At 60.5% G+C, this 12,982-nt stretch carries 14 protein-coding genes and 1 pseudogene; 7 read left to right on the top strand and 8 right to left on the bottom strand.

The window, feature by feature from the left end; translation table 11 throughout:
* Positions 1-102 precede the first annotated feature (102 nt).
* Positions 103-864: a phosphatase PAP2 family protein gene (locus PH562_RS17265; RefSeq protein WP_285174318.1), complete on the bottom strand. Its 762-nt coding sequence runs from the start codon at positions 862-864 to the stop codon at positions 103-105.
* Between the two features lie 202 nt (positions 865-1,066).
* Here PH562_RS17265 and PH562_RS17270 point away from each other — a divergent pair, with 202 nt between their 5' ends.
* Together PH562_RS17270 and PH562_RS17275 are read left to right on the top strand one after the other, a co-directional pair.
* Positions 1,067-1,759: a response regulator gene (locus PH562_RS17270; RefSeq protein ID WP_113228434.1), complete on the top strand. Its 693-nt coding sequence runs from the start codon at positions 1,067-1,069 to the stop codon at positions 1,757-1,759.
* Entirely contained in the window at positions 1,756-2,973 is a 1,218-nt protein-coding gene (locus PH562_RS17275; RefSeq protein WP_285174319.1) for an ATP-binding protein, read from the top strand. The genes PH562_RS17270 and PH562_RS17275 overlap by 4 nt, the downstream gene beginning before the upstream one ends.
* 36 nt (positions 2,974-3,009) lie before the next feature.
* Here PH562_RS17275 and PH562_RS17280 read toward each other — a convergent pair whose 3' ends face one another.
* From PH562_RS17280 to PH562_RS17290, 3 genes are all read right to left on the bottom strand, one after another.
* Positions 3,010-3,960, bottom strand: a complete 951-nt coding sequence (locus PH562_RS17280) for a DUF535 family protein (protein ID WP_285174320.1) — start codon at positions 3,958-3,960, stop codon at positions 3,010-3,012.
* Between the two features lie 148 nt (positions 3,961-4,108).
* Entirely contained in the window at positions 4,109-4,552 is a 444-nt protein-coding gene (locus tag PH562_RS17285; RefSeq protein WP_285174321.1) for a hypothetical protein, read from the bottom strand.
* 51 nt (positions 4,553-4,603) lie between these two features.
* On the bottom strand, positions 4,604-4,897 hold the full coding sequence (locus PH562_RS17290) for a hypothetical protein (protein ID WP_285174322.1): 294 nt from the start codon (positions 4,895-4,897) through the stop codon (positions 4,604-4,606).
* A 304-nt stretch (positions 4,898-5,201) separates the two neighbouring features.
* Here PH562_RS17290 and PH562_RS17295 point away from each other — a divergent pair, with 304 nt between their 5' ends.
* The 4 genes from PH562_RS17295 to PH562_RS17310 all read left to right on the top strand — a co-directional run bounded on the left by PH562_RS17295 (position 5,202) and on the right by PH562_RS17310 (position 9,011).
* Positions 5,202-5,408 (top strand): hypothetical protein, encoded by a 207-nt coding sequence (locus PH562_RS17295; protein ID WP_113228437.1) that lies wholly within the window; start codon positions 5,202-5,204, stop codon positions 5,406-5,408.
* A 147-nt stretch (positions 5,409-5,555) separates the two neighbouring features.
* Positions 5,556-6,284: an SDR family oxidoreductase gene (locus PH562_RS17300; RefSeq protein WP_285174323.1), complete on the top strand. Its 729-nt coding sequence runs from the start codon at positions 5,556-5,558 to the stop codon at positions 6,282-6,284.
* A gap of 3 nt (positions 6,285-6,287) precedes the next feature.
* A complete protein-coding gene (locus tag PH562_RS17305; protein WP_285174324.1) occupies positions 6,288-7,985 on the top strand; it encodes a GMC family oxidoreductase in 1,698 nt (565 codons plus the stop codon).
* Between the two features lie 231 nt (positions 7,986-8,216).
* On the top strand, positions 8,217-9,011 hold the full coding sequence (locus PH562_RS17310; RefSeq protein ID WP_285174325.1) for a hypothetical protein: 795 nt from the start codon (positions 8,217-8,219) through the stop codon (positions 9,009-9,011).
* A 20-nt stretch (positions 9,012-9,031) separates the two neighbouring features.
* Here the strand turns inward: PH562_RS17310 and PH562_RS17315 are convergent.
* The 3 genes and pseudogenes from PH562_RS17315 to PH562_RS17325 form a co-directional block, all read right to left on the bottom strand.
* Positions 9,032-9,220: pseudogene (locus tag PH562_RS17315) on the bottom strand (SDR family oxidoreductase); the annotation flags it as partial.
* Between the two features lie 108 nt (positions 9,221-9,328).
* Positions 9,329-10,171, bottom strand: coding sequence for an alpha/beta fold hydrolase (locus PH562_RS17320; RefSeq protein ID WP_285174327.1), 843 nt, complete (start codon positions 10,169-10,171; stop codon positions 9,329-9,331).
* 57 nt (positions 10,172-10,228) lie between these two features.
* A complete protein-coding gene (locus PH562_RS17325) occupies positions 10,229-10,915 on the bottom strand; it encodes an alpha/beta fold hydrolase (protein WP_285174328.1) in 687 nt (228 codons plus the stop codon).
* A gap of 164 nt (positions 10,916-11,079) precedes the next feature.
* On the opposite strand from PH562_RS17325, the gene PH562_RS17330 reads away from it, so the two are divergent.
* On the top strand, positions 11,080-11,697 hold the full coding sequence (locus PH562_RS17330) for a CGNR zinc finger domain-containing protein (protein WP_285174329.1): 618 nt from the start codon (positions 11,080-11,082) through the stop codon (positions 11,695-11,697).
* A gap of 114 nt (positions 11,698-11,811) precedes the next feature.
* On the opposite strand, the gene PH562_RS17335 is transcribed toward PH562_RS17330, so the two are convergent.
* Positions 11,812-12,969, bottom strand: coding sequence for a DUF3734 domain-containing protein (locus PH562_RS17335; protein WP_285174330.1), 1,158 nt, complete (start codon positions 12,967-12,969; stop codon positions 11,812-11,814).
* Between the last annotated feature and the right edge of the window lie 13 nt (positions 12,970-12,982).

Consider the following 12,982-nt stretch of genomic DNA (forward strand, 5'->3'; position numbering starts at 1 on the left):
GGGACTGTCGCATTGCAGCGACACCCGGCAGCTAATCCGCTCCGCGAGGATCGGAAACCGGACTGAATGAGGATGTCGTCGCCTGCTTCCATGGCAATGGGATCATCTGAACATCAGGCGCGTGACATGGCGATCGATCACCCGCGAATTCGCTTCGATCCGGTGCCAGATCATGGCCATGGCAAACATGGTCAAAAGCCATCCGAGCATGACATCCGACAGGAAATGAGCGCCGAAGATCACGCGGTTGAATGCCACGAACAGCGAGCATGGCACCAGGATCGCCGCAGCAATCCATCTTCGCCCCGCGGGCACGAATATCAATAGGGACAGCGCCGCAGCGGCAGCGGCTGCTTCGCCGGAAGGGAAGGAACAATTGCGGCTGCACGCCGCCGAAAACTGCCACACCGGGGTAAAATCCGCTGTGCCGCCGAACTCGATCAGCTGACGAGGGCGCACGCGTCCAATCACTACTTTCAGCGTCTGTACCACCAGTAGCGGCCCGGCGGCAAAACTCAGGAGCACGAAAAGCGGCTTATGAGGGGAGCAGAACCGCAATCGCCGCGGCAGGAAAACATGCAGGACGATGATGACAGCCATGGTGCCGAGAATATAAGGCTGGCTTTGACGGGCAATATCCCTCACCGCCTTCAGCCAGGGATTTTCTGCGAGCCAGAAGACATGCCCGTGGGCAAACAAGCGCGCAACAGCCAGATCGAGTTTCGGAAAGACCACGAAGACGAAGCTGGTCCAGACGATCAGCATGCCTATGACCGCCAATTCGCTGTCCGCAGCTGCTTGCAGCTGACGCGGCCGCATTTGACCGGAGCCGGAGCTCCATAAATTCGATGCATATTTCCACATGCCATGTCTCCAGAGGAGGAACGGCGCCAAGCTGAAGCCCGATTGTCAAGAAATGGCGAAGATCGCATGAAGGCCGTGTTCAGAATCGGCCATCGGACGAACGAAAAGCTGTTTGGAAATTGCGGAAGCGGGCTTTGTCCGCGATAGTAAGGTTCGGACGACAAAGCCGAACGGAAAAACAGAAGAACACAGGGCGCTAGGGGTGGATAACAGTCTCGTTCTCATCGTGGAGGATGAACCGGCAATCGCACAGATACTCGAGGGCTATCTGACGCGGGACGGCTTTCGCACGGTTCGCGCCGGCGACGGCGAAACCGCGCTGCAGCACCATGCGCTTTTGAAGCCCGATCTCGTGCTTCTGGATGTTCGTTTGCCGAAACTGGACGGCTTCGGCGTGCTCGGCCGGCTGCGCCAGGCCGGCTCGACGCCGGTCATCATGGTCACGGCCGTCGCTGACGACATCGACCGCCTGAGCGGGTTGCGCCTCGGTGCCGACGACTACGTCGTCAAGCCGTTCAACCCGCAGGAAGTCGTCGCCCGTGTCAGAGCGGTCTTGCGCCGGACGCAGGGCGAGCGCGCAGACGCCATCAAGCGCTTCGGCGCGCTGGAGGTCGATTTCAGCAGCTACACCGTCTTCATCAACAGGGAGGAAGGCCGCGTTGCAGTGCCGTTGACGCTTAGCGAATTCCGAATCCTCGCCTACATGATCCGCCATCCGACCCAGGCTTTCGCACGCGCCGATATTCTCGATGCCTGCCTGCCGGAAAGCGATGCCCTTGTGCGGACCGTCGATACGCACATTTCCAACCTCAGGCGCAAACTGGAGGAAATGGGGCAGATCGGCTTCTTTCCTGCCGTGCGCGGCATCGGCTATCGCTTTTCGGACCCTCGATGAAGAAACCGAGATTTCCCAGCGCGCCGCTTGCAACGCTCACAGCCGTCGTCACCACGATCATGCTGCTGCTCAGCGTCGGCCTGACCTATCTGGGGGTCAACTGGTATGCGACCTATCTGGAGCAGGGTATCAGCGATGCCCTGCCGCCGCGAGCCGCAACAGCCTACAAGATGCTGAGCGAAAACAAGGTTCCCGACGGCGATTCGCTTAAGCTGCTTGTCGAGCATCTTAATTCGCTGACGGAGCCGACGGATCTCAAGGTGCAGCTCTCCGTCCTCGTCTTCGGCCTCTTGTCGGCTCTGCTCTGCGCCGTAATCGGTGTCTTCCTGGCGCGACGGCTTACGCGCCCGCTCGAAGATCTCACTTCCGCCGCCGAAGGCCTGAAGTCCGGCGACTTCTCCGCCCGCGTCGCAGCCTCCTATCGCAGCACGCGCGAAGTCGCGAGCCTCGTTGAAACCTTCAACGCCCTTGCGACCAGCCTGGAGACGATGGAGGAAAGATTGCGCTTCAACAACATGGCGGTTGCACATGAGCTGCGCACGCCGTTGACCATCCTGCAGGGATCCCTGCAGAGTATGCTCGACGGCGTGTTTCCGATGGACCAGAAGATCATTTCCGATCTCCTCCTGCAGGTCGAAGGCCTGGGGCGGGTTGTCGAGGATCTGCGCACCCTGTCGCTCGCCATCGGTCAGAAACTCGTGATGGACCGTCAGCGCATCGACGCATCCCTGCTGGTCGAGACTGTCATCGCCTCGGCAAAACCCATGCTGGAAGCCAGCAAGCTGCAGGTCGAAACTGGGCTGAAACCCGCCTGGATCTCGGCCGACTCCCCCCGCATTCGGCAAGCCGTATTGGCGCTGCTCGAAAATGCGTGCCGTTACGCTGCCGAGGGCGGATGGCTGCGATGCGAAACCGAGCAGCTGGCGGACGATAGGATCGCCATTCGCGTTCTCGATCGCGGTCCCGGATTTCCGCAGGATATGGACGCCGTTGCCGTCAACCCTTTCTGGCGCGGCGACCCCTCGCGTTCGCGGGCGACCGGCGGCACCGGACTGGGATTATCCGTGGTGCAGGCAATCGCGGCTGCCCACGGCGGAAATCTTGAATTCGCAAATCGGCCCGAGGGCGGCGCCATGACCGCAATCCATTTGACGGACAGCGTGCCGGAAGAAGCGCACGGTTCCGGACAGCAGGGGCAATGCCGGCTTTGTTGACCAAAGCCATCGCCGCCGGAAGAGGCCGGCAGGCGATCAATGGAAGAGTTCGCCGATATTATAGAACCATGACTTGCTCTGGCTGCGCCTGTCTGTTCCCAGGATCGTCGAATAGGGAACCCTGAAGCCGTAGACCCCTTCCGGCTCGGCGGACCGCTCGAGCCAGAAAGCATCGATGTTCGACAGCAACATCGACTGCCGGACATGCCGGCGATACTGGATCGGGTGCCTTGCCTGCGAGACGGCCAGGAAGTGCTGCATCCCGCCTTCCGCCGCAAGGCCCTGCAGCACGATGAGGATCGCCTCTTTCGGGCGCAGGCCCGCAAGATCGCGGGTCACCTCGACGATACGCTGCTTGGCATTGCGCGGCCCCTGCATGCTGCCGACGACGAATGTATAGCGCCCCTCCATCCCTTGATTGACGAAGGTGAATCTTGCCGTGCAGAGAAGTGCCTGATCGCTCACGCGTAGGAGTTTGATCGCGAAAGCGCCCTCATGCCGGCCGCCGCTGCGATCGGCGAGCGCGATGCAGCATGCATATGCTTCGCTCTTGCCTTGAACAAGGCCCATTTCCAGCCATTCGCCGCGCCAGAGCCGCGTCATGCTGTCCCCGGAGAAAATAGTTTCCGCAATGGAAAAATGCTCGACGAGAAGGGAGAGCCGCCGGGCGTTGGGCATTCCGTGGACCAGAAATTTCGACAGCGGTTTCTGCAGCAGCTCGTCATGGGGCAGCGGCAATTCGCGCGCAGCCGCAAATGCAGCAGTAAAGCGCCACCACCGGATGGTCAGAAGCGGGTTGGCGGCAAAGCGGCACCAGAAAAGAAGAGCGCGCTTCCAGCGCACCCGTAGGCTGAAGGTCAATATTCTCCAGAGCAGGGCGTACCGGGATCTCTGCGATCTGGAAGCTGCCGGCACGACCATCGTAGAAGGAGAAATACTGGATATGACGCCCTCTGGCGTCACGGCGATCGATGTCTTTCGATTCATGCAAAGGCCCGGCGAATATGGTTTCGCCGAACCATCTGCATTGGAATTGTCAAGGCAGCGTCAGCCTTTCGTGGGCCGTGTCATGAAAGGCTGAAGCCAACTTGCAAGGCGATGGGATATTTGTTCGCCGCACCAAGCTGCCAGGAGGCTAAAAGAGAGCATCCGCAAAAAGATCCTCGTCACCGGCCGGAGCCGGCGCGCTTTCGGCGGGGGAGTTCACCGCACCGAAAATGGCCGCATGTATCTCGCGTTCGGCAGCCATGGTGTAGATCTTGAAGATGCGCTCGGAAATCGCCGCTACTGGAGCCTCCAGCCCGGTCGTATCGACAAACGCACTCCGCGTACGTCCTGCCTCCTTCATACAGGACGCCAAGGTCTCAACTACCCCAGCGCGGAAGTCCAAACCCTTGATCACATCGGCCACTTGCGAAGTCCTGGCCTCGCCGCAACGGCGAAGTTCCTGCACGTTGAGATCCATCGACGCGCCGACTTCGCCGATATGGGCAAGAGCGGTGTCTATATGCGTGCCGAGACCGGAGGAATTCTCCTCCTCGCCGGCCTGTCGCCAGTCCTTGAGGCCGGTCGCCTGCATCTCGAGCTTGCCGAGCCCGACTAGGATCTTCTCGGCATCTTCATCGAGCAGCTATGCGAACGAGCGCAGCTCGCCGGCAACCACATTGATCGCCCGCCCTTCCTCGCCGAGCTTGCCGCAGCGCAGATTGGTATTGAGCGCCATGTATTGAATGTCGCGCCGCACGAGCTGGATGGTCAGGATGCTCGTCGTCAGCTCCTTGACCATCTCGGACGTCTTTTCGCTAAGCCGATTGGTGCCGGCTGCGGCGATGTCGATGCGATCGACAACGATCCGCGCGGCGGCGAGATCGCCGCGCAGCGAATTGATCGGGCTTTTGCCATCCTGCCCGCTCTGCGACATCATTGTTCGGTAGAGATCGAGCAGAGTGCCGATATCATCATTGAAACTACGGATGTTGTCGACGATCTCTGCGGTCTCGCGGTCTGCAATCGGGCGCTCTCCAAGCGATCGACGAAACTATCCGTCGATGGGATAAATTGCCGGCTTGTCGCTGCATACGCCATACTATTCGGATCCCGCCCAAGACTATCCCCGGGAAACTAAAGCGAACAGAAAAACATGGAGTTAACGGGGAGGACGAACAGGGCGCCAGCTTGCAGCCGCACCCCCGCGCCGCCGGGAAAGTCCTGGGCAAGACCCGCATTCGGTGGTTTTGACGCGCGTCAATCCGATGGTCAGAAGTCTTCGGCTATGGCCAGCCCCTTATTCGATCAATCCCGAAACCGTGAGCAATCTCGACAAGGCGCAGCAGAACGCCCAGACGTTTGCCCGGGAAGTTCTGCGTCGCATCCTGCCCTATAGCGGCCGAGTGACCGCACAGGCGAAAACAGACGGATACAAGCTGTCGGCCTGACGAGTCCTGTCCGCCGACGCCGCCTGCACGTCTGCTGCATTGGTCAAAATTTTACGTGAGAAAAGATTTTTCATTGACGGGTAGAAGTAGCCTACCTAGGCTCCCGTGGCGGAGAGTTTCCAAGGCTCCGCCAATGGGGAGGATATCTTGGGACAAAAGCTTGAAGGTAAGGTCGCACTGGTTACCGGCGCAAGCTCCGGTATCGGGCGCGCAATTGCATTGGCGCTCGGCGAAGAGGGAGCGAAGCTCGCACTTGTCGGCCGTTCCGCCGAAAGGCTGCAAGCGGTCGCCGACAAGGCTGGCGGTGACGCGCTGGTGCTGCCGGCGGATCTCACCGAACCGGATGCAGTCAAGAAGGTCGTCGATGCAGCGATAGAGCGCTTCGGCTGGATCGACATTCTCCTGCCCAATGCCGGCCTCTACATTCCCGGCGATGTTGCCGAAGGCAATCCCGACGCTTGGGATGAACTTATTTCGATCAACGTCAATTCAGTCTTCCGGCTGATCCGCGCCGTGCTGCCAGACATGATTGCCAAGGGCGGCGGCCAGATCGTCGTCACCTCCTCGGTGGCAGGGCATCAGGCCATCCATTGGGAGCCGATCTATTCGGCATCCAAGCATGCGATCCAGGCTTTCGTGCATGGGCTGCGGCGGCAAACCATGAAGCACAATATCCGCGTCGGCTCTGTGGCGCCCGGCGTCGTGCTGAACGAACTCTGGGGCTATACCGATCCCGCCGCTATCGATGCCAAGGTTGCGGCGCGCGAGGGCTTGAAGTCGGAAGATGTGGCCGATGCCGTGCTCTTCATGCTGACGCGGCCCGCCAATGTCACCATCCGCGATCTGGTGATCCTGCCGCAGACCCAGGATATCTGAGCCTTGCCCGATTTCGACTACATCATCGTCGGTGGCGGTGCGGCGGGTTGCGTGCTGGCCAATCGCCTGAGCGAAGATCCGGCCACACGCGTCTGCCTAGTCGAAGCGGGCATGGACCGCAATGCGCGCAAGGCGATCGTGCGCATTCCGCTCGCCATGGTCACCTTCATGGCGCCGGCGCTCGCCTTTCTCGGTGGGCCGAAATTCATGTCCTGGTTCGAAACCGAACCCGAGCCCGGCCTGCAGGGTCGCTCGATCGCCCTGCCGCGCGGCAAGGGCATGGGTGGCTCGACGAATGTCAACGGCCAGATCTTCATCCGCGGCCAGCGCGAGGATTTCGACCATTGGCGCGACCTCGGCAATCCGGGCTGGGGCTATGACGACCTGCTGCCCTATTTCCGTAAGCTGGAGCGCTTCGAGATCCTGGCCGAGCCGGGCTCCGCCGGACACATTCGCTTCGGCAACGCGCCGCTCGAGAAACAGATCGACCCAACCTATCACGGCACGAAAGGACCGCTGAACATCGCGCCGCTGCGCAGCGTCAATCCAATGGCGGAAGTGTTTCTGGAAGCGGCGCAACAGGCTGGCTATCCCCTCAACGCCGATTTCAACGGCGCGCGACAGAACGGTGTCGGCCTCTATACTTTCACGCAAAAGAACGGCGAGCGCGTCACTGCCGAAGGCGCCTATCTCGATCCGGTGCGGCATCGGCCGAACCTCATGGTGATGAGCGAAACCGAAGTAACGCGCGTCGTGTTCGATGGCCGAAAGGCAACCGGTATTGCCTTTCGAAGAAACGGGGAGAACGGCATGCTCGACGGCCGCGAAATCATCTTATCTTCCGGCTCCTTCGTGTCGCCGCATCTGCTGATGCTATCGGGCATCGGCAGCGCCAAGGAGCTTGCTCGCCATGGCATTCCTGTCATCGCCGACCTGCCCGGGGTCGGTGAGAACCTGCAGGATCATCTCGACGTCACCATCGAATATCGGGCGAAATCCATCGCGCCCTACGGCGTCTCCTGGCGCGCCTTGCCACGCAATGTCGGCCATGTCCTTAACTGGGTTTTCAATAAACGCGGCCTGTTTTCCTCGACAACAGGCGAGGGCGGGGGCTTTATCTCGACAGATCCTGAAAGCGACCGGCCTGATATCCAGCTCTTCTTCTGCACCGGCCGGGCCAATACGCAGGCCGCATCGGGCTTCACCGGCCATGGCTTCCTCATGCATGTCTGCCAGCTGCGGCCCGGAAGCATCGGTCGCGTCGCCTTGAAGAGCGCCGATCCCAACGAGAAGCCGTCGATCCTCTATAATTTCTTCCGAGGCGACAGCACGATGGACGTACTGCGCAAGGGCGTCCGGCTGGCACGCCAGATCACGGCGCAGGCTCCGTTCAAATCGCATCTGGACGCCGAGATAGACCCCGGGCCGGATATCGAAAGCGATGGCGCGCTTGACGCCTTCATCCGCGAGCGGGTCGGGACGCTGTTTCATCCCGTCGGCACCTGCGCCATGGGACGCGGAGAACGATCGGTCGTCGATCCCGCTACCATGCGGGTGCATGGCGTCGAGGGCCTGCGCGTCGTCGACGCCTCGATCATGCCGGGCATCGTTTCGGCCAATACGGTCGCGGCCACCTATTGCCTTGCCGAAAAGGCCGCAGACCTGATCCGCGCGACCGATGCTAACAGCATCCTCACATAGAGGGCATCGCCGGCTTACCGACCCGCATCGGCGGCGCACGGCTTACGGAGATCTCACGCCTTGACATAAGCGGCATAGCCGCAAACATGGCGTGGCGGCTATTTGCCGATCGACTCAAACAGGTAGTCCTGAAAGATGCGCTTCTCCCTCGTGCTCCCATTGCTCGTCTCATTCGCGCCCCTCACCGCCACGGCCGGGACGCCATGTACCGATCTCATTGAGGGGAGTGCAGTGATCCAGCATGCCGACGGCTTTGCCATTTCCGACCTGCATGACGGCTGCGCGGTTACGAATGGCCTGTTCAAATCCGGCAGCAGAGTGGGATGGACCTTCGAGCGCGCCGAGTTCAAGGGAGACGGATTGGCCGACTTCCTCAAGTCCATCGCAAGCAAGCCCGACCATCTGCCGACCTGGGGGCGGTTCTCGGTCGAGGGCGTGCGCTTCACGCCGATGCTCGACAACGCCATGGCGAATTACATTACGACGGTCCAGCAATGGCCGATGGAGATGTCCGGCGCCTTCCGTTTCGATCCCAAGGATGGCTACCTGGATATTCAGGAGCTGGAGCTCACCAATCTGCGCCTCGGTAAAGCCTCGCTCTCGGCCGAGCTGAACCTGCCCAAAAATGCTGGCGTGCCGGCTCTGATGCAGGACGGATCTGCCGGACTCTCGCACTTGCGCTTCCGGCTCGACAATCAAGGATTGTTCGAGGGCATGGCCGTGCCGTCGCTGGCTGCCTTTCTGCAGCAGATGACAGGTTCGGACGATCCCGCCCAAGGCATCAACCAGTTGCGTGATACGACGGTCACCGCGCTGCAGGCTCTGCCCGACAGCCGTATCGATGCGGAATCGAAAAAGGCGCTGCTGCGTTTCGTACAGGATCTGCCGCACCCGACAGGCTTCTTCACGCTCGACCTTGCTTTTGACAAGCCGCTGCCGATCGGCACCCTCGGTCTGGACACGGCACAACTCGCGCAAACAGCGCTGGCGAGCGCGAAGATCTCCGTCAGCTACAAGGCTCGCTGACGTTTGTCACCCAGCGTCGATCAGACCGACTTCACCTCGCCGCCATCCATGCGCAGGGCCGAGCCGGTCATCCAGCGCGCTCCTGGCGAGACCAGGAACGCCATCAGCTCTGCGATCTCTTCCGGCTCGCCATAGCGGGCAATTCCCGCTTCCCGCGGGAACTTGGCGGTGGCCTCTTCGACGGTCATATCGTGCAGCGGCGCCCAATGTTTGCACCGGTGATGATCACGACAGCGTCGGACAGGATGTTTCTCCTGATTTCGAAGAAAGCTGACGCCCTACCGCACCGATCCTTGTCGATGCGGTAGGGCTTGATGTCAGCCAAGGAAGGCGCGGATTTCGGCTGCGATCTCGCCCGCATGCGTTTCGAGGGCGAAATGGCCGGTGTCGAGAAGCTTGACGATCGCCTCGGGAATGTCGCGGCGGTAAGCCTCGGCACCGGGCGGCAGGAAGAAGGGATCATGCTTGCCCCAAACCGCCAAGAGACGCGGCTTATGGGTGCGGAAGTAATTCTGGAAAGTCGGATAGAGCGCGACGTTGCTCTTATAGTCGCCGAAGAGATCGAGCTGCACCTTTTCCGCACCGGGGCGGGCCAGATAGAGACTATCGAGCGAATAGCCGTCCGGTGAGACTTTAGCGACATCCGGAACGCCGTGCGTGTATTGCCAGGCTGTTGCCTCCGGCGTGAGCGCCGCCTTCAGCGCATTTCGGTTTTCCTCCGAGGCTTCGCGCCAGTAGGCTTGGATCGGATTCCACTCCTCACTCAGGCCCTCCTCGTAGGCATTGCCGTTTTGCGAGATGATCGCCGTGATCCGCTCCGGATGCTTCACGGCCAGGCGGAAGCCGGTCGGTGCGCCATAATCGAAGACATAGACGGCATAGCGGTCGAAACCAACGATTTCGGTGAAACGATCGATCGTCTCGGCGATGCTGTCGAATGTGTTGCCGCCCTTCGGCGCGTCGGATTGCCCGAAGCCCGGAAGATCCGGTGCGATGATGTGATAACGATCGGCCAGCAGCGGGATGAGATCGCGGAACATATGGCTGGAAGTCGGAAAGCCGTGCAGGAGCAGCAGCTTGTCTGCCCTTGGAGAGCCTGCCTCGCGGTAGAAGACCTTGACGCCTTCGACATTGACAGTGCGATAGCTGATATCAGTCATGATAAGGTCCTTTCATAACCTTTCTGATTGAACTTATAGAGTTACAAAATAGAGAATTCAGATAGCGACGGCCGCGTCTCGGATAATGTCGACAATAGCGGCCGGCGCCGTGACCATCGGCATATGATCTGCGGGGACGGAGCACTGCTTTGCCTTCATGCGCGCTGCCATGAAGCGCTGATTGTCGACCCGGATCATCCGGTCCTCCTCGGCGATCAGGAACCAGGTGGGACGGTCCTTCCAGAGCGGGCGGGCGACGGGGACGGTGATGCATGCCGGCGAGATCGGCCGTTGCGAGGCAGCCAGTACCACCAGTTCATCGGCCTTGGCGTTCTGTGCAAAGGCGGTCGCGAAGGCGCCATGCGGAAGGTAGATCAACCCGTGGCCGTCAGGCGCGAGTTTCGGCGCCTGCGGGTGAGGCTCGCCGCGATAGAAGACATCGGCGACCGTCTCGCCCTCATCCGGCACAAGTGCAGCAACATAGACCAGCGCCCTTACTTTTTCGCCGCGAACGGCTGAGATAACCGCGCCGGCATAGGCGTGGCCGACCAGGATCACCGGTCCTTTCGCCCGCTCCAGCGCCCGTTCAAGCGCGGCGACATCTTCGTCAAAGGAGGTCAACGGCAATGGAGCGGCAGTTGCCGAAAAGCCGGCCACGGCCAGCGGCACGATCACTTTTGCCCAACCCGACCCATCCGCCCAGGCGCCATGGACAAGAATAATATCTGCATTTTGCGACGACATCAGCTTTCTCCTTACGGCCCGAAGCTCGTAACCGTTCAAATGACGTTGATAGGGTTATTACCGGTATGCGTAACTTGTCAAGCGGCTTTTAATAGGTTATACACCTGTCATGTTTTCGAATGGCCATTCAGCATCCTTGTCGACGGCCGGAAAGGAAGTAGTCCATGGACAACCACTCGCCCGCCATCTTCGTCGGCGATACGCTGGGACTGGATTTCCTCAATTCGGTCGCAACGCCCGTGGATGTGCCGATCGACTGGATTGACGATGGGGAAGGCTTGCTGCGCTGGCTGGAACAGGCGGGCCTGGTGCCTCATGAGACGCTCGCTGCCATGCGCGAACGGGCCCTGCCTGGCGAGCTCGATAAGGTCGCCGATCAGGCAAGAAACCTGCGCGAATGGTTCAGGGCTTTCGTAAACTCCCATAAGGGAAAGCCGTTGACATCGGATGCCTTGAACGATCTAGAGCCGCTGAATCACCTGCTGGAACGCGACGAAGGTTTTGGTCGGATCGTCACTAGACAATCGAGCGAAGAGGGGCTTTGTTTTCAGCCGATGCGGAAATGGCGATCGCCGGAATCGCTGCTGTTGCCGATCGGCGAAGCGCTAGGACGTTTTGTCTGCACCGAGGATTTCTCCGATGTGAAGGCCTGCGAAGGCCACGCATGCACCCTGCTCTTCGTCGATCACACGCGCGGTCACCGCAGACGCTGGTGCAGCATGGCGATGTGCGGCAATCGCGCCAAGCAGGCGGCTCATCGGCACCGGCTCAAGCAGAGCTGACACCAGTCCTGCAAAAGATAGGGGTTTTGTCGGAACCATGAAATCAGCCGGAGCTAAGCGCAGCTCGTTCCAGCCTGATCATCGCTAAAGTCGGGCCGAAGGGCAACTATCGGCTCAGGCCGGATCTTCCCTGTGAAGATCGTGAATGGCGACGGCATCGTCGCTGAAGGGTGGCAGCAGCCAGTCGGTATGGCGCAGCGTCCGCTTGGTATCTTCGAGGCCCATGTCCCAATGCTCGCGCATCGACGTGCCGGAGAACTCATAGTCCTTGGCGTGACCTTCGTAATTCTTGTGCTGATAGATCAGATGCACGATGTTGACGACGCCGGCATCGGAATAATCGGCAATCAGCTCTTCTTCTTCCGGTGTCAGCTGATCCTTCGGAACACGCTTCAACGCACCCAGGAGCTTCATCTTCAGCCCGTGAATTCGCTTGAAATTGTCGGTATTCTGCCGGGTGCGGCTGGAATACATGATGTCCTTATGACGCGACAGCACGTCGGGCATGCTGCGCGGCAGGACGCCGCGGGCGCTGAACAGATCCACCTGGAACACCAGCGAGCTGCGATCCTCTTCCTGATCGAGCAGATATTGCAGCGGCGTGTTGGAGACGATGCCGCCGTCCCAGTAATATTCGCCCTCGATACGGATGGACGGGAGTGCCGGCGGCAGGGCGCCGCTCGCCATGATGTGCTCGGGACCGATACGGATATTGTCGGTGTCGAAATAGACGAAGTTGCCGGTGCGGACATTCACCGCACCGACGCTGAAGCGCTTCTTGCCATCGTTCAGCACGTCGAAATCGATCAGCATTTCCAGCGTCTTCTTGAGCTCTGCCGAGTCATAGAAGCTGGTGGCACCTTCCGCACCCGGCAGCTCCAGCCAGGGATTGGGAAAGCGCGGCTTGAAGAAGCCGGGCTGGCCCATGGTCATCGTCATCCACGAGCTGGTGCGGTTGCGGATATCGCGGAAGAAATCGCCTTCGGGCGTATAGGCCCAGATCTTGCGGCCGGAGATGATCTGCCAGAATTGCTCCAGACGCTGAAGGCGCCGGCCCGGCTCGTTGCCGGCGATGATCGCGGCATTGACCGCGCCGATCGAGACGCCCGAAAGCCAGGTCGGCTCGCATCCCGCTTCGGCAAGCGCCTCGTAGACGCCGGCCTGATAGGCGCCGAGCGCGCCGCCGCCCTGGAATACCAGGGCGACGCGATCATATTGAGCGGCAATTTCCGAAATGGTCGGGGCTGCGGCCTTGGTGTTTCGTTCAAGCACGGTCCGTCTCCAG

The organism is Rhizobium centroccidentale, from assembly GCF_030182565.1.
Classification (GTDB): domain Bacteria; phylum Pseudomonadota; class Alphaproteobacteria; order Rhizobiales; family Rhizobiaceae; genus Rhizobium.